We start from the raw sequence: 21,053 nt of genomic DNA, 5'->3' as shown, positions 1-21,053 counted from the left end.
CCGGCCGTGAGGCGCTACGGCGCGTAGAGGAAGGGCGTCGTCGTGGTCAGCGCCGCGAAGCCGAGGCGTTCCAGGATGGGCCTGCTCTGGTCGGAGGCGTCGACCTGGAGGTAGCGGTAGCCGCGTTCGGCGGCGATGCGGGCACGGTGGGCGATCAGGGCCCGGTAGATACCCCGGCCGCGCCAGGCGGGGACGGTGCCGCCGCCCCACAGACCGGCGAAGCTCGTGCCGGGCACCAACTCCATCCGAGCCGAGCTCACCGGTTCGTCCCCGGCCAGAGCGACCAGGGCGACGATCGTGTCCGGGTCGGCGGCGAGCCGGGCGCGCACGAGATCGCCCAGCCATGACCCGTCGTGGCCGAAGGCCTTCTCGTTCGCCCGAACCATGAGGTCGACACCCGCCCGGTCGGTCACGGGCAGGATGCGCACGCCCTCAGGCGGTGCGGCGTCGACGAGTTGCTCGCTCGTCTCACCGATCATCAGGGTCTCCTCCGGCTCGGCCTCGAACCCGGCTTCCGTCAGCCGTCGTCCCAGGTCGGCGGGCCGGTCGTGCCCGTGGTGCTTCCACTCGAACTCCCGGCCGAGCCCGGTGAAGTAGCCGACCTGCTCGGCGATCGCCGCGTCGGCCCCAGCGGCGTCGAGGCCCGACCACAGCACGCCGTTCCACCCGCCCTCGCCGCCCACGTGGCGGACTACACCACCGATCCGTTCGACGCGCGCGTCGGAGCTCTCGGGGCGGGCGCCTTCACGCATGTCCCGGTCGTACAGGGCGAGTACCGCGGCATGATCCATACGGCCACTCCAGCACCCCGGCACCGCCCCCACAACCGAATTAGGGCGCCCTGCCGCCGGGCGCGTTCCCGGGCGCAAGGGGGTACCGCGCTCCCCGTGGCGCCCCCCATGTACACGGGGCCCGCGCCTTGTGCCGGGGCCCCGTGCACATGGGGGGCGGGCCTCAGCCCTTCCCCTCCGGGCGGAACCGGCGGTAGAGGATCGCTCCGGCGAGCGCCAGCGCCGCGCTGCCCGCCACGGCGGGCAGGGTCGCGTCGGCGCCCGTGTGGGCGAGTGAGGAGTGCGTGCCGGATGCCGCCGGCGCCTGGGGCGCGGCGGCGTGCGGGACGGTCTTCGGACCCTGTCCGGGGCCAGGCTGCTGGGGCTCGGGCTCGGGCTCGGGGGCGGAGGGCTGGCGCGCCGGGGGTTGGGGTGCGGCCGGGTGGGCGGGTTCGTCGCCATGGGTGCGCGCGGGGCCGTCACCGGGGGTGTTGGCGGACTTGTTGCCGAAGGCCGGGTTCAGGATCCCGACGGCGTTCACGCTGTTCCCGCCGACGTTGACCGGGAGGTCGACCGGCAGTTGTCCCGCGTTGCCGGAGACGACGCCGGGCGAGCCGACCGCCGCGCCCCGCGCGGTGGCCCCGGCCGGTGCGCCCTTCGGGGCGGCGCCCTCGTTCGCACACTTGTTGCCGAAGACGGGGTTCAGCGCACCCACCGCGTCCACGGTGTTGCCGCACAGGTTGACCGGGATGTGCACCGGCACCTGAAGGCCGTTGCCGGAGATCGCGCCGGGCGAGCCGGCCGCGGCATCGGCGGCGGTGGAGTCGGCGAACGCCGGCATCGTCACGGCGGCCATCGCGCCGGAGGCGGCTGCTACAGCGATCACACCGTTTCGGGTGGCCCGTCTCATGGGTTCCCTGCCCTTCCAGACATGTCGCGGGCACTCACCCGCACCGGATAAAACGCGGGCGAACCGGCCGAGTTATGCCCAATCCGTCATTCACCCCATCGGACGTCCCCGCTTCGAACGGCCGCACACCCGCGAGAGCGCCCGCCCGGGCGCTCCCGCCCGCCCGGAGGCGAGCCGTCCGGAGGCCGCTTATCGTGATCCGAGGCGCCGTTCCCCGGTCCGCTGCAAGGCGTCCCTGGAGGCACTGATGCTGGCCAAGCTGTCGACGCGGCCCAGTGCGCGCCGCTGCGCGCTCGCCACGGGCGCCGCACTGATCCTGCTGGGCTCGGGGCTGCCGACGGCAGCCGCGGCCGGGGACGACCCGTCCGGCCTGTCCCGGTTCTACGATCAGAAGGTCGTCTGGAAGGCGTGCGATCTCGACGGCGCGCCCGAGGACCTCCAGTGCGGCAAGGTGACCGTCCCGCTCGACTACGCGCACCCCGGAGCGGGCGCGCTCGACCTGGCCCTCGCCCGCTACCGGGCCACCGGCGACAAGCGGGGCTCGGTCGTGCTGAACTTCGGCGGGCCCGGCGGTGCGGGTGTTCCCGAACTCGCTTACGGCGGCAAGGACTTCCTGGACCTCACGAACGGCTACGACGTGGTGTCCTTCGACCCCCGGGGCGTCGGCCGTTCCTCGCCCGTCAGCTGCGGTGACACGGAAGGGGACGAGGGCCTCGGCGCCCTGGAGGACGGCTCCGCGCTCGAGGATCCGAGGGCGCTGCTGGCGAAGCTGAAGAAGGCGGCCGCCGCCTGCGCCAGGAACTCCGGGCCGGTCCTGCCGCACATCGGCACGGTCGACGCCGCTCGGGACATGGACGTGATCCGCCAGGCCCTGGGCGACAAGAAACTCAACTACCTCGGCTTCTCCTACGGCACCCGGCTCGGCGCCGTGTACGCGGCCCAGTTCCCGCACAAGGTGGGCCGGGTGGTCCTCGACGGGGTCGACACCCTCACCGAACCGCTCGCGGAGCAGGGAATCGCCGGCGCCCGGGGGCAGCAGGTGGCGCTGGAGGACTTCGTCGGCTGGTGCGTGACGGACATCGCCTGCCCGTTCGGCCAGGATGCGCGGATGGCCCGCGAGAAGATGGTCGCACTGGTCCGCTCGCTCGACGAGGATCCGTTGCCGACGGACTTCGGTGCCGACTTCACCGGGCAGGACCTGGTGGGCGCCCTGGGGCAGGGCCTGTACAGCAAGGAGCTGTGGCCCTCGCTGGAGCGGGCGCTCGCCCAGCTGGTGGAGGACGGCGACGCCGGGGCGATCATGGCCTTCGCCTCCGGCGGCCTGTCCTTCCCGTTCCGCGCCCCGGGCGAGACCGAGCCCTCACCCAGTCCCCTGGTCGGCGAAGAAGACGTCCCCCTCGACAACCTCGCGGCGGCGCTGATGGCGATCAACTGCGCCGACGACCCCGACCGCCCCACCGCCGAGCGGATCACCTCCGACCTCCAGCGCCTGCGCGCCGCCTACGACGAGGCGTCACCGGTATTCGGACAGTACCGGCTCACCGAGGTCCTGCTGTGCTACGGCCGCCCCAGGGGCACCGACTTCATCCGCGACGAGGTGAAGGATCTCGACACGCCGAAGATGCTTCTCGTCGGGACCCGGGGCGACCCGGCGACGCCGTACCGCTGGACCGTGGAGACGGCCGAGCGGCTGGGGGACTCGGCCGTGGTGCTCGACAACAGGGGCGAGGGCCACACCGGATACGGCTCGTCCAAGTGTGTGCACCGCAAGGTCGACGACTTCCTGCTGTACGGCTCCCTGCCGCCCAGCGGCAGTTCCTGCGGGCCCGACGAGGACGCCGGCTGAGTGCGCCGGTACGCGCCGTTGCTGCTCGTCGCCCTGTGTGCGGCCGGGGCGCTGACCGCGTCGTACGCCGTGTCTGCCCGGTGGTGGGCTGCGGCTGGGCCGCTGCTCGCCCTGACCGTCCTGGGCGGGTTCGACATGGCGCAGCGCCGGCGCGCGCTGCTGCGCAACCACCCGCTGGTCGGCCGGCTGGGATTTCCGGTGCGGGAGCCGGAGACCCCGCCGCGCACCGAGCGCGAGGGGTACGAGTTCCTCGTGCCGTCGATGAGCCCGCTCCCGCCGCCCGAGGAGGAGCCGAGAGTGCGCGTCGGCGGGCCCGACTGCAGGCTGCCGTATGACATGGCCCTGCTGAACGTGTCCGCGATGAGTTTCGGGGCGCTGTCCTCGCGCGCGGTGCTCGCGCTCGGCCGCGGTGCGGCGCTGGGCCGTTTCGCGCAGGACACCGGGGAGGGCGGGCTGTCGGATCACCATCTGCGCGGCGGCGGCGACCTCATCTGGGAGATCGGCTCCGGGTACTTCGGCTGCCGCACGTCCGACGGGGGCTTCGAGGCGCGGGAGTTCGCGGACAAGGCGGCGCTGCCCGAGGTGAAGTGTGTGTCGCTGAAGATCTCGCAGGGGGCCGGTCCGGGAGGCGGCGCCGTGCTGCCGGGGGCCAAGGTGAGCGCGGAGGTGGCGCGGTCGCGGGGCGTTCCGGAGGGTGAGCCGGTGATCTCGCCGCCGAACCACCGGGTGTTCTCGACACCGCGTGAGCTGGTGCTGTTCCTGGCCCGGCTGCGGGAGCTGGCGGGAGGCAAGCCGACCGGTTTCAAGCTGTGCGTGGGCTCGCGGCGGCAGTTCCTCGCGGTGTGCAAGGCCATGCTCGCGGAGGGCGTGACGCCCGACTTCGTCGTGGTGGACGGGTCGGAGGGCGGGACTGGATCCGGGCCGCCGCGGTTCGCGGACCGGCTGGGCATGCCGCTCACCGAGGGGCTGATCACCGTGCACAACGCGCTCGTCGGCGCGGGCCTCAGGGATCGGATCCGGATCGGCGCGAGCGGCGGGGTGGCCACCGGATCGGACATCGTCAAACGGCTCGTCCAGGGCGCCGACTACACCAACGCGGCCCGCGCGATGATGTCCGCCCTCGGCTGCGTCCGCGCCCACCGCTGCCACACCGACACCTGCCCGGTCGGCGTCGCCACCCAGGACCCGCGTCGGACCTGGGCGCTGAACGTGGGCGACAAGGCACAGCGCGTCCACCGCTACCAGCGGGCGACGGTGCGCGGCGCCGTCCGGATCATGGCGGCGATGGGCGTACCGGAGCCGAGCGGGCTCACCCCCGGGCACCTGTTGCGCCGTACGGACGCGACGACGGTCCGCTCCTACGCCGAGCTGTACGAATGGCTGGAGCCGGGCGTGCTGCCGGCCGGGCCGCCCGCCTCCTGGGCGGCGGACTGGGCGGCGGCGGACCCGGACAGCTTCGGCTGACGCTCAGCCCACGAAGGCGTCGATCGCCGCCGTCAGCTCGGCCGGCTTCTCCACGGGCAGTTCATGACCGGCGTCCAGGATGCGGACGGTGGCGTCCGGGTACGCCTTCGCCATCCGCAGCATCTGCTGCACGGGCAACTGGATGTCGTGGTAGCCGTGGATCATCAGGGTGGGGGCCTGGATCTCGCCGACCCGGTCCAGGACGTCGAAGGCCCGCATGGCGCCGTACAGCGTCATGACGACCTCGCGCGGGGTGTCGGCCGAGGACTTGATGTACGCGCGGATCTCGTCGCGTGGGTAGCCGGGGGCGAAGGCGCGCTGGATGTTGGTGGCCACGAAGAGCTTGAAGGGCACGAGGGTGGAGGCGGCCATCAACAGGCCCCGGCCCCGGCTGAAGGTCATGCGGGCGATGGAGTTCACCAGGACCAGGCGCTCGACCCGCTCGGGGTGCGAGAGGGCGATCGTCTGCGAGATCATCCCGCCCATCGAGTGGCCGACCAGCACGAACCGCTCGATCTTGAGGTGGTCGAGCAGGGCGATCAGGTCCTTCGCCAGTTCCTCGACCGTCTGCACACCCGCCCCGCCGCTCTCGCCGTGGCCGCGCAGGTCGAACCGGACCACCCGGCGCTTCTCGGAGAAGTGGGCGACCTGGTGGTCCCAGCGGTGCCGGTTCGCCGTCCAGCCGTGCACGAACACCAGAGGCACCCCGCCGCCGTCGCGCGGACCCTCGTCGTCGTACGTCAGAGTTGCGCCGTCGACTTCGAGCTGCGGCATGGGGGCCTCCTGCGGTACGTCCCGGTTACTGACGCGTACGGTAACCGGGAGCCGGGGCCGCCGTCACCGTCGCCCCTCAGGAAATCGAGAGTCGCGGACGCGAGAAGTACCCAACAGTGCAGCCACTTGACCCTTTTATCCCCGTTACCCCGAATGCCTGACAAGCGAATCGGTCCTATGGTGCTCGTATGGAGCACGCACTCAGCCCCGCGACTCTCACCGAACTGCGCCGTCCGCGCCCCTATCCCGCGGTGTCCGTGCTGACCCCGACGCACCGCCGGGACCCCTTGAACGCCCAGGACCGGGTCCGGCTGCGCAATGTCGTGGCCGAGGCGAAGAAACAGCTGGAATCCGACCCGGCGGTCACCCGCGAGCGGCGCGCCGACGTCGCCGAGCAGCTCGACCGCGCCCTGGCCGAGATCGACCTCGCGCACACCGAGGACGGCCTGGTGATCTTCGCCGCACCGGGCGAGCACCAGGTGTGGTCACTGGCCCGTCCGGTGCCGGAGCGGGTCGTACTCTCGGACACCTTCCTCACCCGCAACCTGGTCTCGGCACAGGCCGCGGAACGGCCGTACTGGGTGCTGTCCGTCTCGGCCGACCGCGTCACCCTGTGGGACGGCGGGACCGACCAGGTCGCCCCGTTCCACGCCGGCGGTTTCCCGCTGGTCAGGCGGCAGGAGAACTTCGACGCCGAACGGCAGGAGCAGATCGGCGACATCCCGAGCACGTTCCGCGACGAGGGCACCCGGCACTTCCTGCGGGACGCCGACACCGCGATGGGCCGGCTGCTGCGCACGGATCCGCGGCCGCTGTACGTCACCGGCGAGCAGGCGGCGCTGTCGGCCCTCGACGAGATCGGCACCGTCACCAGGGAGGCGGTGCACATCCCGCACGGCGGACTGTCGCACAGCACCCCGGACGCGGTGTGGCAGGCGGTGCGCCCGGTGGTCGCCGCCGAGGCCCGCCGGAGCGTGGACACGGTCGGCCGGGAGCTCGAATCGGCCCTCGGCCGCAAGGAGTTCGCGGCCGGCGTCGACGAGGTGTGGCAGAGCGCCCGGGAGGGCCGGGTCCGGCTGCTGGCCGTGGAGGAGAACTACCGGGTGACGGTGCGGGACGACGGCGACCATCTGGTCCCGGCCGCCAGCGGCGATCTCGATGCGCGCGAGGACATCGTGGACGAGATCGTCGAGCAGTGCCTGGAGACGGGCGCCGAGGTGCGCTTCGTCCCGGACGGCACCCTGGGCGACGCGGCCGGGATCGCGGGCGTGCTGCGATACTGAAGCTCCCTCCGAACCCCCTCCCGCCCGGCGTACGCTACGGCGTGATCGTCGGCGGGAGGGAGTGCGCACGTGGGTGACCTGCTGGGTGTGGCGGTGCTGGGGGCCGGGCACATGGGGGCCGACCACATACGGCGTCTCGACCGCGTGGTGAGCGGAGCCAGGGTCGCCGCCGTGGCCGATCCGGAGGCGGCGCGGGCGAGGGAGGCCGTCGCCGGCCTCGACGGGGTATCCATCCACACCGAGACGGAGGCCGCGCTGGACGCCCCCGGCGTCGACGCCGTACTGATCGCCTCACCTGGTCCCGCGCACGAGGAGGCCCTGCTCGGGGCCCTCGCCCGGGGGCTGCCGGTACTGTGCGAGAAGCCGATGGTGCCCGACTCCGCGGGGGCGCTGCGCGTGGCCGAAGCGGAGGCCCGCCTCGGCCGGCGGTTCACGCAGGTCGGCTTCATGCGGCGCTTCGACGCCGAGTACCGCCGACTCAAGGCGCTGCTGGACGACGGGGGCCTGGGGCGGCCGTTGATGCTGCACTGTGTGCACCGCAACGTCTCCTCGCCCCCGGACTTCACCAGTGCGATGCTGATCGACAGTTCCGTGTCGCACGAGATCGACGCGGCGCGCTGGCTGCTCGGACAGGAGCTCACCGCGGTCACCGTGATGCGCCCGCGCCCCTCGTCCGGTGCCCCTGAGGGGCTGCTGGACCCGCAGTTCGTGCTGTTCGAGACCGAGGGGGGAGCCCTGGTCGACGTGGAGGTCTTCGTCAACTGCGGCTTCGGCTACCAGGTGCGCTGCGAGGCCGTGTGCGAGGCGGGCAGCGCGCGCGTCGGCGACGACCGCGGGTTGCTGGTGACCGCGCGGGGCAGCGCCGCGGCGGAGGTGCCGCAGGACTATCTGGTGCGTTTCGTGACGGCCTACGACCGCGAGGTGCAGACCTGGGTCGACGCCACCCGGCGCGGGCGGGTCACCGGCCCGACCGCCTGGGACGGCTACGCGGCCTCCGCCGTCGCCGAGGCCGGCGTCCGGGCCCTGGAGAGCGGCGAGCGTGTCCTCATCGAACTGGCCCCGCGCCCGGACCTGTACGCCGGACGCGACTGACGCGAGGACGGCCCGGACGTCGTCGGGCCCGGACGCCGGCCCCTGAATGCCTCGGACATCGCCGGGGCCGCGGCCCGGCGCCGGAGGGCCTCAGACATTGCCGAGCAGGGCCTGGAGCCCCTCGTCGACCGCGGCCGCGACGTCCTCCCCTCCCGCCGCGACCACGGCATAGGTACGCAGCAGGAAGCGGCGCAGGGCGAGGGTGTCGAACTGGAGCAGTGCCATCCCGAACGGCGAGTGCAGCTCCACCACCGTACGCGCGCGGCCGCACGGCCAGATGTGCACGTCACCGGTTCCCGCCGGACCGCCGAGCCCCTCCTCAAGGAGGGCGCGGCCGAAGGTCCAGGTGGCTCCCTCGCCGGCGAGGGAGACCTCCGCCGGGAAGTCGACGTGCACGGCGAAGGGGTCCGCGGCGGCGTAGCGGAGCGTCGCGGGGACGGGCAGCTCCTGGTCCTCGGCGGTGATCAGGCGGGCGTGGACGGGCTGTTCGAGGGTGAGGTCCATGCTTGTAGGACTTCGGATGTGCCGATCGCATTACGCAAAAGCGGGCGTGAATTGATGTGATCTGCATCACGACCCCGCTGAGCAGAACGGATTGCCGTCGAACATACGACTGACGGTCATCCCGCAGGTCCCTCCGGTCCCCCAAGTCACGTACGTCACCTACGACTTGCCCTTCTCTCCGGCATACGACCAGCCCCCTCGCGACGCCTCCATGGGGACGCTGGCATATGCCGGAGACACCACCGAATCGTGTGTTGCCAAATCCCTTACACGGTGTCGCGGGCTGTGCCACAGTCGTAACGGCCCTTCCATCCCCCCTCGTCGTACCGTCCCCCGCATCGGAGTGCGTCATGTCGTCCCCTCGCTCTGCGGACCACCCCGCCGCCCAGCCGCCGGGGCGCGGCTCGGTCGACGCGCTGATCACGCAGACACGACGGCTCAAGGGCGATGTGGACGCCGTACGCAGGGACGCGCAGGCCGACACGGCGGATCCGCAGGAGCGCTGGCAGCGCGCGCTGTACGACCTGGCGCTCCACCAACTCAACGACCTGGACACCCACTTGGCCCAGCTGCGGGACGGCCCACCCGCGGCCCCCGCCGTGCCGGGCGCCGCACCGGCCACCGCCCGGCGGGGCTCGCTGCTCAGCCGGGTCGGCAGCGCCGAGTGGAACCTGCTCACGGACGAGGCCGTCTGGTCCGAGGAGCTCTACGCCATCCTCGGCCGCGACCCGGCCACTCCCCCGCTCACCCTCGACGAACTGCCGTCCCTCGTCCTCGACGAGGACCGGCCGAAGCTCACGGCGATGGTCACGGACTGCCTGGTGGACGCGCGGCCCATCGACGGCGGATTCCGCGTCCGCAGGCCGGACGGCGAGGTGCGGACGGTCCACATGATGGGCGAGCCCGTGCTCGACGCCGACGGCGGCACCGCCTCGATGTGGGCCGTGCTGCGGGACGTCAGCCAACTGCGCAGGAGCCAGAGCGAGGTCCGCGAGACCCGTGACTCGCTGCAGCGCCACCGGTACCGCGCGCAGACCGAGCGCCGGCTCGCGGTCGAGCTGCAGGAAGCCGTGCTGCCGCCCTGGCGCGGCGCCCTGCGGCTCCCGCGCCAGGGTGCCCGCTCCCTCGAACTCGCCGCCCACTACCTGCCCGCCGCGACGAGCTCGCTCATCGGCGGAGACTGGTACGACGCGCTCGAGCTCCCCGACGGCCAGACCCTCCTGAGCGTCGGCGACCTCACCGGACACGGAGCGGCCGTCAGCTCGAACACGGCGATGATCCTGGGTGCCCTGCGTGGCATGGGGATGGCCGGCACCCGGCCGGCTCAACTCATGTCCTGGCTCAACCAGTTACTCGAGGCCACCGTCCAGCCGGCCCTGGCCAGCGCCCTGTGCTGTCACTACCGGCCCGACACCCGCACCCTCACCTGGGCACAGGCCGGACACCCCGCCCCGCTGCTGTTCCGCGACGGGACGGGGCGCCGGCTCGACACGCCCGGCGGTGTGCTCCTGGGCGCCACCTCCGGCGCCGGCTACGGACAGGCCGAGGAGACCCTCGCAGAAGGCGACCTGCTCCTGCTGCACACGAACGGGCTGGTGCCCGGCGACAGCGCGCACCGACTCCTCGACCTCGCCCCCCGCTTCCACGAGGCGCGCACCGCACAGGGCTGCGTACGGACACTCGTGGAGGAGTTCGGCGGGACCGAGCGTGACGACGACGCCTGTGTGCTGGTCGCCCGGGTCACCCCGTGATCAACCAGGTTGGTTAGCTGACTTCGACCGCCAACTCAGTCACGCCTGCGCGGCGTTGCCGCCCCGTCCCCCCTTCGGCTTCGGCAGCGCCAGCCTGATCTGCTCGCGCAGCTCGCTGATGCTCGGGTAACTCGCGTACTCCGCGGTGAGCCGGTACATCTCGCGCAGCCGGTCCCAGGTGCGGCGGGAGGAGTTCGAGCCCATCGACACCAGGGCCAGCCGGGCGTACCGGTCCGCCTGTTCGGGGTCGTCCGCGATGAAGCAGGCGGAGGCCATGGACAGATGGTCGAAGATCTTCGAGCGCTCCCGTCCGTCGACCCGCAGCGCCAGGGCCTTCTCGGCGTAGTACTGGGCGTGCACGGCCGCCTGCGGCTCGAACTCGGCCAGGGTGCGGTAGGCCAGGGCCTGCATGCCGTACAGATCCTCGTCCTTGAAGGTCTGCATCCACGGCGGGGGCTTCTCGTCGGCCTTGTCGGAGACGAAGAGGTCCTCCGCCTGACCGAGGGTGCGGCGCATGGCCTGGCCCTTGCCCATCGACGCCTGTGCCCAGGCCTCGATGGTGTGGAACATCGCCCGGGTACGGGGCAGAACGTTGTCACCGGCTCCTGCCTGGGCGAGTTTCATCAGGTCCAGGGCCTCGTCGGGCCGGCCGAGGTGGACCATCTGACGGGCCGCCCGGGACAGCGCCTCACCGGCCCGCGGGCGGTCACCGCCCTCTCTGGCGGCATGGGCCGCGATGATGAAGTACTTCTGGGCGGTGGGCTCGAGGCCGACGTCGTGCGACATCCAGCCGGCGAGGACGGCGAGGTTGGCGGCGACGCCCCACAGGCGCCGCTGGAGATGGGCAGGGTGGTGGTAGGCGAGCATGCCGCCCACCTCGTTGAGCTGTCCCACGACGGCCTTGCGTTGCAGCCCGCCCCCGCGGGCCGCGTCCCAGGCACGGAACACCTCGACCGAGCGCTCCAGTTCCTCGATCTCCTCCGTCCCGATGGGGGCGGCCTCGTAGCGGTCGAACCCAGCGGGGTCGGCATGGTGAAGGAGGGGGTTGTCGATGACGGGAGCGTCGGCGGAGAGAGTAGGATCGGTGTGCAGCCAGTCGTACATGGCGCTGCTGAGTGCGGATCCCGCCGTGAGCGCGACACCCGCGCCCACCAAGCCGCGTCGGTTGAGCATGAGGTCCATTCCCGTGAATTCGGTGAGGACCGCGGCAGTCCGTTCGGGCGCCCACGGCACACCGTCGGGATGCTCCACGCTCCCGCCGCCCGGCCGTTTCCCTGTACGCCCGTGCCGGACCAGACCGAGGTCCTCGATGGTCACGACACGGCCGAGACGCTCGGTGAACAGAGCCGCCAGCACCCGCGGCACCGGATCGCGCGGGATCTCTCCCATGTCGATCCACCGCCGCACCCGCGAGGTGTCGGTCGACAGCTGGGGGTGGCCCATGGCCGCCGCCTGCCGGTTGACCAGCCTCGCGAGTTCACCCTTGGACCAGCCGGCCAGGCCGAACAGGTCCGCCAGGCGGGTGTTGGGTCGTCCGCTCACGTAAGCCCCCAGGTTCTCGGCTGAGTTGACAGTAGCCCGGTGAAAGTTGCCGGGCGACTATTCGCCAGGGTTCGCCAGGGTCCGCCAGATGGTGTGCCACTGGGACATGGGTGTCAGGTAGGAACGCGCCACCCCGACCCGGTCGCCGAGGACATTCCCCAGGGTGCACCCGGGTGGTCCGGTCGGGGCAGCGTTTTGACGTCAGGCACACGAAGGGATCTGTTTCGCCCATGTACGCAGCATCGTCCTCCGTGTCCGCCCCGCCCCGGTCGCCGCACCTCCGCCCGGGCGGTGGCGGCCCCTACCTCGCCCCCGCGCGAACGGCGGCCCCCGTGCTCGGCGCGGGCGGTGTCCGCCGTCCCGCGGGGCTCGGCACCCAACCGCTCAGCGGGAGACTCGACTTGTCCGGCCCCCAGGGCGCCCAGCTGCGCACGGTGATCGCCTCGGTGCACCGGATCTGCCCCGAGTTCGCCCCGGTGCAGGTGCTGCGCCGCAGCGGACGCTCCGTCCTCCTGGTCGGTACGACGGGGCGCAGCACGGCCGTCGCGAAGTGCTTACTGGACCACTCACCCGTGTGGTCCGAACGGATCCGGCACGAAATAGCGGCGTACCGCACGTTCGTCCGGCAGCGCCCTCCGGTGCGGGTGCCGAGACTGATCGCGGCGGACCCGGACAACTGCACGCTGGTGATCGAGCGGATGCCGGGCCGGGTGGCGGCCCTGCAGCGGCATCCGGCCGAGGCCCCGCCACGCGCGGACATCAGGGCGGCGCTCGGCGCGGTCTGCCGGCTGAACGCCTGGCGGCCGCCGGCGGGCACCTTCGACGCGCCGCTGGACTACGCCGCCCGGATCGCCCGCTACCACGAGCTGGGTCTGCTCACCGACCGGGACATGGGCGACCTCCAGAAGCTGCTGCACGGCATCGCGGCCACCGCGGGCCGACAGGGCATGGGCCAGTTCTGCCACGGCGACGCCCTCCTGTCGAACATCCTTCTGTCACCGGCCGGTCCAGTGCTGGTGGACTGGGAGCACGCGGGCTGGTACCTGCCGGGCTACGACCTGGCGACCCTGTGGTCGGTCCTGGGCGACGCGCCGGTGGCACGCCGCCAGATCAGCCAGATCGCCCAGTCGGCGGGACCGGCGTCCCGGGACGCGTTCCTGGTGAACCTGATGCTGGTCCTGACCCGGGAGATCCGGACCTACGAGACGGCCGTGCAGCGTTCGATGCACGACTCCGCCCCGACGGCCCCGGCGGCGGCCCAGCCGGGTACCGCGCCGTCCGGCGAGGAGCAGCGGCTGCTGCTGCGGCGGCTGCACGACGACTGCCAGCTGGCCCGTCGGGCCGTGCGCGCGGCGGTCGGCACTCGCTGAGGGGACGAAGGTCCGCGGTGCGCCCGAACGGCGGCGCACCGCGGACCTTCGTACGTCACGGACCTCGTACGTCACGGACCTTCGCACTTCCAGGGACTCGCCGGAACCCGCCCTACCACGGCAAATGCCGCTTATGTGGGCATTATTGACGGGTTATCGGCACACCGAGGAGGCCGCATTGCGAGGACCTGTCACGCACCCCGGACCGCACAGCCATACCCGCAGAGCCGCCGGCGCCGTCGCCTCGGCGGCTCTGCTGCTGCCGCTGCTCGGCGCCGCGCCCTCCGCCGCGGAGGCCGAGTCGAGCGGCCTTCAGCAGGCCTTCGCCGCCGCGGCCGCCAAGTACCACGTGCCGCAGAGCGTGCTGCTCGGCGTCTCCTACCTCCAGTCCCGCTGGGACGCGCACGGCTGGGCGCCGAGCGTGACGGGCGGCTACGGTCCGATGCACCTCACGGATGCCCAGGCCGCCCTGGCCAAGGCCCCGCACCACAGCGAGGGCACGGAGGACCCCCGCGGCGACACCTCCCGCCCGGCCCGGCACCCGGTGGCGCGGCCGCCGTCCCCCGACGAGATCCCGGCCCGTCTGAGGACGCTCCCCAGAGCGGCGAAACTGACCGGACTGAGCGCCGGGAAACTGCGCACGGACCCCGCGGCCAATGTGCTGGGCGGCGCGGCCCTGCTCGCCGCCGCCCAGAAGGACCTGGGCGAGCCGCCGAGCGAGGATCCGGCGGACTGGTACGGCGCGGTGGCCCGGTTCTCGGGCGCGGACGACAGTGCGACCGCCGGCGCGTACGCGAACGACGTGTTCGACGTGCTGCGTACCGGCGAGCGGCGGGTCACGGACACCGGGGAACTGGTCGCGCTGGCCGGGCAGCCGAAGCTGGCACCCCGCATCGCCCAACTGGACCGGGCCGGCCTGCGGCAGGCGTCCGCCGAGGGCACCGAGTGCCCCTCGACGGTGTCCTGCGAGCGGATCCCGGCACCGTACGAGCAGTTCGGCCAAGGTGACTACGGCAACCACGACGAGGCAGACCGGCCCGTGTCGTCGACCGTCCGGTACATCGTCGTCCATGACACCGAGGGCGGCTGGGAGGGGGCCATCAACCTCGTCCAGGACCCCACCTATGTCTCCTGGCACTACTCGCTGCGCTCCACCGACGGCCACATCGCCCAGCACGTGCGGGTGAAGGACGTGGCCTGGCACGCGGGCAACTGGTACGTCAACGCCAAGTCGATCGGCCTGGAGCACGAGGGCTTCCTCGCCCAGCCGGACTCCTGGTACACGGAGGCGATGTACAAGGCGTCGGCCCGCCTGGTGACGTTCCTGGCGACGCGGTACGGCGTCCCGCTGGACCGGCAGCACATCCTGGGTCACGACACCGTGCCCGGACCGACCGCGGCGACCGTCCCGGGCATGCACACCGACCCCGGGCCGTACTGGGACTGGCGGCACTACTTCGAACTGCTGGGCCGGCCCCTCACGGCGACGGGGTCCGCGAGCGGCGGCGTCGTGACGATCCGGCCGGACTACGCGGCCAACCAGCCGGTGTACAAGGACTGCGGCGGCAAGGGCAAGGCCTGCGCGGTCCACGGCTCCAGCGCCGTGCGCCTGTACTCCGACCACGACGAGAAGTCGGCCCTGATCAAGGACGCCGGCCTGGGCACGACCCCGGGCACCGGCGTGAACGACCTCTCCTCACGGGTCTCCACCGGCCAGCAGTACGCGGTCGCGGACGCGTGGGGCGACTGGACGGCGATCTGGTACCTGGGGCAGAAGGCCTGGTTCAGGAACCCGAAGGACAGGCCCACGGCGGTGCCGACGACGGGCGTGCTGATCACTCCGAGGGCGGGCAGGGAGAGCATCCCCGTCTACGGGCGCGCCTATCCGGAGGCGTCGGCGTACCCGGCGGGGATCCCTGTCCAGCCGGTCTCCCCGCTCCCGTACACCCTGCCGAAGGGCCAGAAGTACGTGGCCGGCGACAAGATGCCGGGGGAGTACTTCTACGCGGTCGGCTTCGACACCGGCGCGCACCGGAACGTCGTCGGCCGGGACCAGTACTACGAGATCCAGTACGGCCACCGGGTGGCGTTCGTCCGGGCCGCGGACGTGACGGTCGTACCGGCGGTGTGAGGCCTCAGCCCTGCTGGAACAGCTCCGCCGGAAGCGGCTTCAGCAGGGCGTACAGGTCGTCGGTGATGGGGCGGTCCCAGGCGGCGATGGTCACCAGGACGTTGTCGCTGCGGTCGAACTGGACGCAGGAGATCCGGCTCTCGGAGAGCTTCAGCCGGCGCACGATGAGCAGGTTGTCGCCCTGCATCACCGGCATGTCCTCGGTGCCGACGACGGTCACCTCCTCGTCGTTCTCCAGCGCGAGCAGCAGTTGGGCCACCTCGAAGGGGATCTCCCCCTCGGCGACCTCGCGGGCCGGGGAGCCCTCGGGAAGGTTCCCGATGATCATCGCGGGGCCGCGGCCGCCGAACAGGTCGTAGCGCAGGAAGACGCCCTGGCAGCTGCCGTCGGGGGCGGGCAGCAGGCCGGCGCCCAGGTTGCCGGGCCAGTCGCCCGGGTCCATGGCCAGTACGTCGAAGTCGGGCCCGGCGGGAGTGGCGCTGCGGCGGCGGAGGAACGACATGCGGCAATGGTACGTGCCCGCAGGTGCGAGGCGGCTAGCGGGCGCCACCTTCATCGGGGCGTCGAAGCAAGCAACCTTCCGTGTGCACCACTCCTGCGGGGTGGCCCTTGAAGAAGCAGCGGACGCAGTGGGGGGGCGTGGCGGTCGGGGCCGGCGAGGTAGGCGATGGCGGCCCGCGAGGACCGTCGTGATCTCGGCGTCTGCCCGGGCGGGGCGCCGGTCCAGGGCGGGCCCGGCGTCTTCGGTCGAGGGTCCGGTGCGGGACGGGGACGGTGGGGTCCGGGCGTCCGCCGTGTTGAGCTGGAGGGCTTCGGCCACGGGCAGCAGACGGACGGCGTCGGCGGGGCTCGGCTCTCCGGGGCGTACGGCGGCCAGGGCGGCGGCGTCGGCACGTACACGTCGGCCTCCGGGAGGAGCTCGGCGCGGGCGCGCACCCAGGCGGTGAGGCCGGCGAGGCCGGCCAGGTCGTCGGTGATCCCGCCTCGCCGTCGTGCCGGAGGCCGGGGCGAGATCGAGGGCGAGCCGGGTGTGTCCCGGTGGAGCGAGTCCCGCTTCGCGCCCATGGGAGAAGGCCGGCCGCCCATGAGCGCCGCCGGTCATTCCTCGGCCGGTGCCGGCGGCACCACCGCGACCGGGCTCGCCGCGTGCAGCAGGACTGCGTGGGTCACGGAGCCCAGCATGCGGGCCGGGGCCAGCAGCCGGCGGCGGTGCCGGCCCACGACGACCAGGTCGGCGTCCTTCGACGCGGCGACGAGGAGCCCGGCCGCGTCGCCCGGGGCGGCGAGGGCCACGGCGGCGACGTCGGCGTGGCGTGCGCGGTGCGGGGCGAGGAAGCCGTCGGCGAGGGCGCGGGTCTCGTGCTCGATGGCCTCCTGGTCGACCGGCAGGGCCACTTCCTCGGGCGCGCCCCAGGTCTGGATCGGCCAGGGGTAGGCGGCGATCACCTGGAGGCGGGCGTCGCGCAGGGCGGCCTCGGTGAAGGCGAGGTCGAGGGTCGCGTCGTCGGGGCCGTCCACCTTGAGGCCCACCACCACCCTGGGTCCTGGTTCGGCCGGCAGCACCTCGTCGACCTCGCGGCCGGGCCGGGGCACCACCACGACCGGGCACTCGGCGTCCCGGGCCGCGGTCAGGCCGTTGGAGCCGAGCAGCAGACGTGCGAACCCGCCGCGGCCCCGTGAGCCGAGCACCAACAGCTGGGCCTCGGCGCCCAGTTCGGGCAACAGGGCGCCGGGGGCGCCGTCCAGTCCGACGTACTCCGTCTCCGGCGGGGTCTCGACCTCGGCCAGCCGGGCGCGGACATCGGCGAGCACCGGATCGGCCTCCGGGGGCGCCGGTACGACGACGGGGGCACCGGGCCGCGTCCAGACGGAGTGGTGGCGTACGTGCGCCACGCGCAGGCCGGTCCCGCGTCGGCGGGCGGCGTCGAGGGCCCAGTCCAGGGCGCGCAAGCTGTCGTCGGAACCGTCGACCGCCGCGACGACCGGCAGGGTGCTCATGGTCCTCACCTCCGGAGTACGACCTTCGTCCTGCTGGGGCCAGCCTCGCCCAGGCATGGCCCCGGCAGCACGCACGAGGTCGCGTGTCCGAAGAAAAGAGCCCCGACGGTCTCAGGTCAGGTCGAACTCCCCTTCCCGCGCCCCCGACACGAACGCGCCCCACTCCGCGGGAGTGAAGATCAGGGAGGGACTCTCGGGGCGCTCGCTGTTGCGCATCGCGATGAATCCCTCGACGAAGGCGATCTGGACATCCCCCAGACCCCGGCTGCTGGACTGCCACTCGGCGTTGCTGAGGTCCAGCTCCGGCTTGTCCCAGCCTGCGAGCGGCTGCTGCCTCTGGATGGTGCGCTCGGCCACGTCCGTGCTCCTCCCGGTTCGTCGTCCGCGGGCCAGCCTAGCGATCGGTCCCTGGCGCCGACAGAGCACGTGAGGAGTACCTTTCAGGACTCCGGTGGCCGCGCTCCCACGAGCCACATGGAGAAGAACTGCGAGCCGCCCCCGTAGGCGTGCCCGAGAACCTTCCTGGCCCGTTCCACCTGGTGTTCCCCGGCTTGTCCGCGCACCTGGAGCGCGGCCTCGGCGAAGCGGATCATGCCGGAGGCGCCGATCGGATTGGTGGACAGCACACCGCCCGACATGTTGACGGGCAGGTCGCCGTCGAGTTCGGTGACCCCGGACTCGGTGAGCTTCCAGCCCTCGCCCTCGGCGGCGAAGCCGAGGTTCTCCAGCCACATGGGCTCGTACCAGGAGAACGGTACGTACATCTCGACGGCGTCGATGTCCCGGCGCGGGTCGCCGATGCCGGCCTGGCGGTAGACGTCGGCCGCGCAGTCCTTGCCGGCCTGCGGGGAGACGGCGTCCTTGCCGGCGAAGAGGGTCGGTTCGCTGCGCATCGCGCCGCCGAGCATCCAGGCCGGCGGGCGGGGCGAACGGGCCGCTCCCGCCCGGTCGGTGAGGACCATCGCGCAGGCGCCGTCGGAGGAGGGGCAGGTCTCGGAGTAGCGGATCGGGTCCCACAGCATCGGGGAGGCCTGGACCTTCTCCAAGGTGATGTCGTGCTCGTGCAGATGGGCGTACGGGTTCTTCAGCGCGTTGCGCCGGTCTTTGTACGCCACCAGCGAGCCGACGGTGTCGGGCGCGCCGCTGCGCCGCATGTACGCGCGCACGTGCGGGGCGAAGAAGCCGCCCGCCCCGGCCAGCAGGGGCTGCTGGAAGGGGACCGGCAGGGACAGTCCCCACATGGCGTTGGACTCGGACTGCTTCTCGAAGGCCAGCGTCAGCACGGTGCCGTGGACGCGGGCCGCCACGAGGTTGGCGGCGACCAGCGCGGTGGACCCGCCCACGGAACCCGCCGTGTGGACCCGCAGCATCGGCTTGCCCACCGCGCCGAGCGCGTCGGCGAGGTAGAGCTCGGGCATCATCACGCCCTCGAAGAAGTCGGGCGCCTTGCCGATGACGACGGCGTCGATGTCGGCCCACGTCAACTCGGCGTCGTCGAGGGCGCGTCGCGCCGCCTCGCGGACGAGCCCCGCGATCGACACGTCCCGGCGTGCCGCGACGTGCTTGGTCTGGCCGATCCCGACGACGGCCACGGGTTCCTTGCTCATCGCGGATCCCCTTCGAGTACGGCGACCAGGTTCTGTTGCAGACACGGGCCGGACGTGGCGTGGGCGAGGGCCCGGTCGGACTCCCCCCGGTGGATACGGGCGGCGGCCTCCCCGATGCGGACGAGACCGGCGGCCATCATCGGGTTGGCGGCGAGAGCGCCCCCGGACGGGTTGACGCGGACCTCGTCGCCGAGCTTCAGCGCCTTGCGCAGGACGACCTCCTGCGCGGTGAACGGCGCGTGCAACTCCGCTGTGTCCACCGGCCGTTCGAAGGCGCCGGCCTTCTCGGCGGCCAGCCGGGCGGAGGGCGAGTCGGTCAGGTCGCGGACGCCGAGCGCGTGGGCCTCGATGCGGTGGTCGATGCCCCGGATCCAGGCGGGACGTGCGCACAGGGCGCGGGCCCGCTCCCCCGCCGCGAGGATCACGGCGGCGGCGCCGTCGCCGGTCGGCGGACAGTCGCCGGTGCGCAGGGGGCGTACGAGGTAGTCCCCTTGCGGCACCGGACCCCGCAGCTGTGCGTGCGGGTTGCCGGCCCCGTCGGCCCGGCTGCGGGCGGCGATCCCGGCGAGCGCGGGCTCGTCGGTGTCGCCCGCGTCGATCAGGGCCTGTGCCTGCAGGGCGGCGAGGGCGACGGAGTCGGGCCACAGCGGGGCGACGTAGTAGGGGTCGAGCTGCCGGGTGAGTACGTCCCGCACCGACCCGGGCGAGGACTTGCCGTACGAGTACACCAGCGCGGTGTCGGCGTCCCCCGTCAGCAGCTTCGTCCACGCCTCGTACAGCGCCCACGCGCCGTCCATCTCGACATGGGACTCGGAGATCGGCGGCCAGGCGCCGACGCCGTCGAGGGCGTGGGTGAAGGAGAAGGCGCGGCCGGCGAGGTAGTCGCTGGAGCCGGAGCAGGTGAAGCCGATGTCGGCGGTCTTCAGGCCGGTCCGCTCCAGCACGTCGTGCAGGACCGGCATGAGCATCTCCACCTCGGACATCTCCTCGGTGGTGCGCACGGTGTCGGTCTGCGCGAAGGCGACGACCGCGATCTCCCGGGTCACATCAGCTCCTTGTAGGTCTCGTAGGCCGCGTCGGGCTCGCCTGTCGGCCGGTAGTGGTCGGGGTAGCGGCCGCCCTCGGTCCACACCGGTTCGACCCGCAGGCCCATCCGCACCTGGTCGTACGGGATGCCGCCGATGCGCCCGTGCAGCGCGAGGTCGGCTCCGTCGAGGGCGATGTGGGCGTAGACGTAGGGGACTTCGATGTCGAGGTTCTTCGCCTTGATGTTGACGATGCAGAACGTGGTGACCGTGCCGCGCGGTCCGACCTCGACCTGCTCGGACGTGGCCACGCCGCAAGTGGGGCAGGCGCCGCGGGGTGGGACGTACACCTTGCGGCAGGACGGGCAGCGTTCGCCGACGGTCCGCCGGTCCGAGAGCGCGGTGATGTAGGCGGACTGGGCGCGGCCGGGTGAGTAGGTGTAGTCGAGGCGGGCGTGGGCGACGATCCCGGTGACCCGCTCCTCGAATGCGAGGTCGCTGCCGCCCGGCCGGCCCGCCTCGCCATCGTACGGCTCGAAGCAGGCGATGTCCGTGATCGCGCCGGTGCGCTCCTCGGCCCAGCGGATCCGCACGCGCATGCCGGTGTGGACGGCGTCGGGGCCGGGTGCGTCGAGGGCGTGCAGGAGGGCGGTGTCGGCGCCGTCGAGACGGACCAGGACCCAGGCGAAGGGGCCGGTGAGGGGCTGGCCCCGGCGGGGCTCGTGGTTCCAGGCCCAGGTGGTGACCGTGCCGGTGGGAGCGACTTCCACGAGGTCGCGCAGTTCCTCGGCGGTGACGGGGTCGTACTCGACGGGCGGGACGAGGGTGCGGCCGTCGCCGGTCTTCACCGCGAGGACGACGCGCTCGCGCAGGCCGGTCAGGAAGGCGCTCTGGACGGGGCCGAGGGACCGGGTGAAGGGGAACTCGACGACGAGGGGGGCCTTGAGGACTTCTGGCATACCGGTCTCCTTTGCAGGGCCTATGGG

Annotated in this window: 18 protein-coding genes; 7 read left to right on the top strand and 11 right to left on the bottom strand. The window is 72.7% G+C overall.

The window, feature by feature from the left end:
* Positions 1–14: 14 nt before the first annotated feature.
* A complete protein-coding gene (locus ACIBVL_RS24475; protein ID WP_399099735.1) occupies positions 15–791 on the bottom strand; it encodes a GNAT family N-acetyltransferase in 777 nt (258 codons plus the stop codon).
* A 163-nt stretch (positions 792–954) separates the two neighbouring features.
* Positions 955–1,680: a chaplin gene (locus tag ACIBVL_RS24470; protein WP_399099733.1), complete on the bottom strand. Its 726-nt coding sequence runs from the start codon at positions 1,678–1,680 to the stop codon at positions 955–957.
* 247 nt (positions 1,681–1,927) lie between these two features.
* On the opposite strand from ACIBVL_RS24470, the gene ACIBVL_RS24465 reads away from it, so the two are divergent.
* The gene (locus tag ACIBVL_RS24465; RefSeq protein WP_399099731.1) at positions 1,928–3,526 is read left to right on the top strand and encodes an alpha/beta hydrolase; all 1,599 of its coding nucleotides are present in this window, start codon (positions 1,928–1,930) and stop codon (positions 3,524–3,526) included.
* On the top strand, positions 3,527–4,990 hold the full coding sequence (locus ACIBVL_RS24460) for a glutamate synthase-related protein (RefSeq protein ID WP_399099728.1): 1,464 nt from the start codon (positions 3,527–3,529) through the stop codon (positions 4,988–4,990). It abuts the gene before it with no gap.
* A gap of 3 nt (positions 4,991–4,993) precedes the next feature.
* Here the strand turns inward: ACIBVL_RS24460 and ACIBVL_RS24455 are convergent, their stop codons facing one another.
* Positions 4,994–5,764, bottom strand: coding sequence for an alpha/beta fold hydrolase (locus ACIBVL_RS24455; protein ID WP_399099726.1), 771 nt, complete (start codon positions 5,762–5,764; stop codon positions 4,994–4,996).
* A gap of 188 nt (positions 5,765–5,952) precedes the next feature.
* Between ACIBVL_RS24455 and ACIBVL_RS24450 the strand changes: the two genes are divergently transcribed.
* The gene (locus ACIBVL_RS24450) at positions 5,953–7,047 is read left to right on the top strand and encodes a chemotaxis protein (protein ID WP_399099724.1); all 1,095 of its coding nucleotides are present in this window, start codon (positions 5,953–5,955) and stop codon (positions 7,045–7,047) included.
* Positions 7,048–7,116: 69 nt separating this feature from the next.
* Positions 7,117–8,139 carry a Gfo/Idh/MocA family protein gene (locus tag ACIBVL_RS24445; protein WP_399099722.1) on the top strand — a complete coding sequence of 341 codons (1,023 nt, stop codon included), beginning with the start codon at positions 7,117–7,119 and terminating at the stop codon, positions 8,137–8,139.
* Positions 8,140–8,229: 90 nt separating this feature from the next.
* Here the strand turns inward: ACIBVL_RS24445 and ACIBVL_RS24440 are convergent, their stop codons facing one another.
* Complete coding sequence (locus ACIBVL_RS24440) at positions 8,230–8,643, bottom strand: SsgA family sporulation/cell division regulator (RefSeq protein WP_399099720.1); 414 nt, start codon at positions 8,641–8,643, stop codon at positions 8,230–8,232.
* 350 nt (positions 8,644–8,993) lie between these two features.
* Here ACIBVL_RS24440 and ACIBVL_RS24435 point away from each other — a divergent pair, with 350 nt between their 5' ends.
* Complete coding sequence (locus ACIBVL_RS24435) at positions 8,994–10,394, top strand: PP2C family protein-serine/threonine phosphatase (protein WP_399099718.1); 1,401 nt, start codon at positions 8,994–8,996, stop codon at positions 10,392–10,394.
* A gap of 39 nt (positions 10,395–10,433) precedes the next feature.
* Here the strand turns inward: ACIBVL_RS24435 and ACIBVL_RS24430 are convergent, their stop codons facing one another.
* Positions 10,434–11,936: a hypothetical protein gene (locus ACIBVL_RS24430; RefSeq protein WP_399099716.1), complete on the bottom strand. Its 1,503-nt coding sequence runs from the start codon at positions 11,934–11,936 to the stop codon at positions 10,434–10,436.
* A gap of 230 nt (positions 11,937–12,166) precedes the next feature.
* Between ACIBVL_RS24430 and ACIBVL_RS24425 the strand changes: the two genes are divergently transcribed.
* Both ACIBVL_RS24425 and ACIBVL_RS24420 read left to right on the top strand, forming a co-directional pair.
* Positions 12,167–13,306 (top strand): aminoglycoside phosphotransferase family protein, encoded by a 1,140-nt coding sequence (locus ACIBVL_RS24425; RefSeq protein ID WP_399099714.1) that lies wholly within the window; start codon positions 12,167–12,169, stop codon positions 13,304–13,306.
* Positions 13,307–13,484: 178 nt separating this feature from the next.
* Entirely contained in the window at positions 13,485–15,437 is a 1,953-nt protein-coding gene (locus tag ACIBVL_RS24420; RefSeq protein WP_399099712.1) for an N-acetylmuramoyl-L-alanine amidase, read from the top strand.
* Positions 15,438–15,441: 4 nt separating this feature from the next.
* Here ACIBVL_RS24420 and ACIBVL_RS24415 read toward each other — a convergent pair whose 3' ends face one another.
* The 6 genes from ACIBVL_RS24415 to ACIBVL_RS24390 form a co-directional block, all read right to left on the bottom strand.
* Entirely contained in the window at positions 15,442–15,939 is a 498-nt protein-coding gene (locus ACIBVL_RS24415) for a hypothetical protein (protein WP_360339400.1), read from the bottom strand.
* A gap of 596 nt (positions 15,940–16,535) precedes the next feature.
* Positions 16,536–17,435 carry a universal stress protein gene (locus ACIBVL_RS24410; RefSeq protein ID WP_399099710.1) on the bottom strand — a complete coding sequence of 300 codons (900 nt, stop codon included), beginning with the start codon at positions 17,433–17,435 and terminating at the stop codon, positions 16,536–16,538.
* A gap of 111 nt (positions 17,436–17,546) precedes the next feature.
* Positions 17,547–17,792, bottom strand: a complete 246-nt coding sequence (locus tag ACIBVL_RS24405; RefSeq protein ID WP_399099708.1) for a DUF397 domain-containing protein — start codon at positions 17,790–17,792, stop codon at positions 17,547–17,549.
* 83 nt (positions 17,793–17,875) lie between these two features.
* Positions 17,876–19,042 (bottom strand): thiolase domain-containing protein, encoded by a 1,167-nt coding sequence (locus ACIBVL_RS24400; protein ID WP_399099706.1) that lies wholly within the window; start codon positions 19,040–19,042, stop codon positions 17,876–17,878.
* Positions 19,039–20,088 carry a thiolase domain-containing protein gene (locus ACIBVL_RS24395; RefSeq protein WP_399099704.1) on the bottom strand — a complete coding sequence of 350 codons (1,050 nt, stop codon included), beginning with the start codon at positions 20,086–20,088 and terminating at the stop codon, positions 19,039–19,041. Before ACIBVL_RS24395 ends, ACIBVL_RS24400 begins: the two co-directional genes overlap by 4 nt.
* Positions 20,085–21,026 (bottom strand): Zn-ribbon domain-containing OB-fold protein, encoded by a 942-nt coding sequence (locus ACIBVL_RS24390; RefSeq protein WP_399099702.1) that lies wholly within the window; start codon positions 21,024–21,026, stop codon positions 20,085–20,087. The genes ACIBVL_RS24395 and ACIBVL_RS24390 overlap by 4 nt, the downstream gene beginning before the upstream one ends.
* Positions 21,027–21,053 lie beyond the last annotated feature (27 nt).

The organism is Streptomyces sp. NPDC049687, from assembly GCF_044465285.1.
Classification (GTDB): domain Bacteria; phylum Actinomycetota; class Actinomycetes; order Streptomycetales; family Streptomycetaceae; genus Streptomyces.
This window is presented reverse-complemented; position numbering and strand designations above follow the sequence as displayed.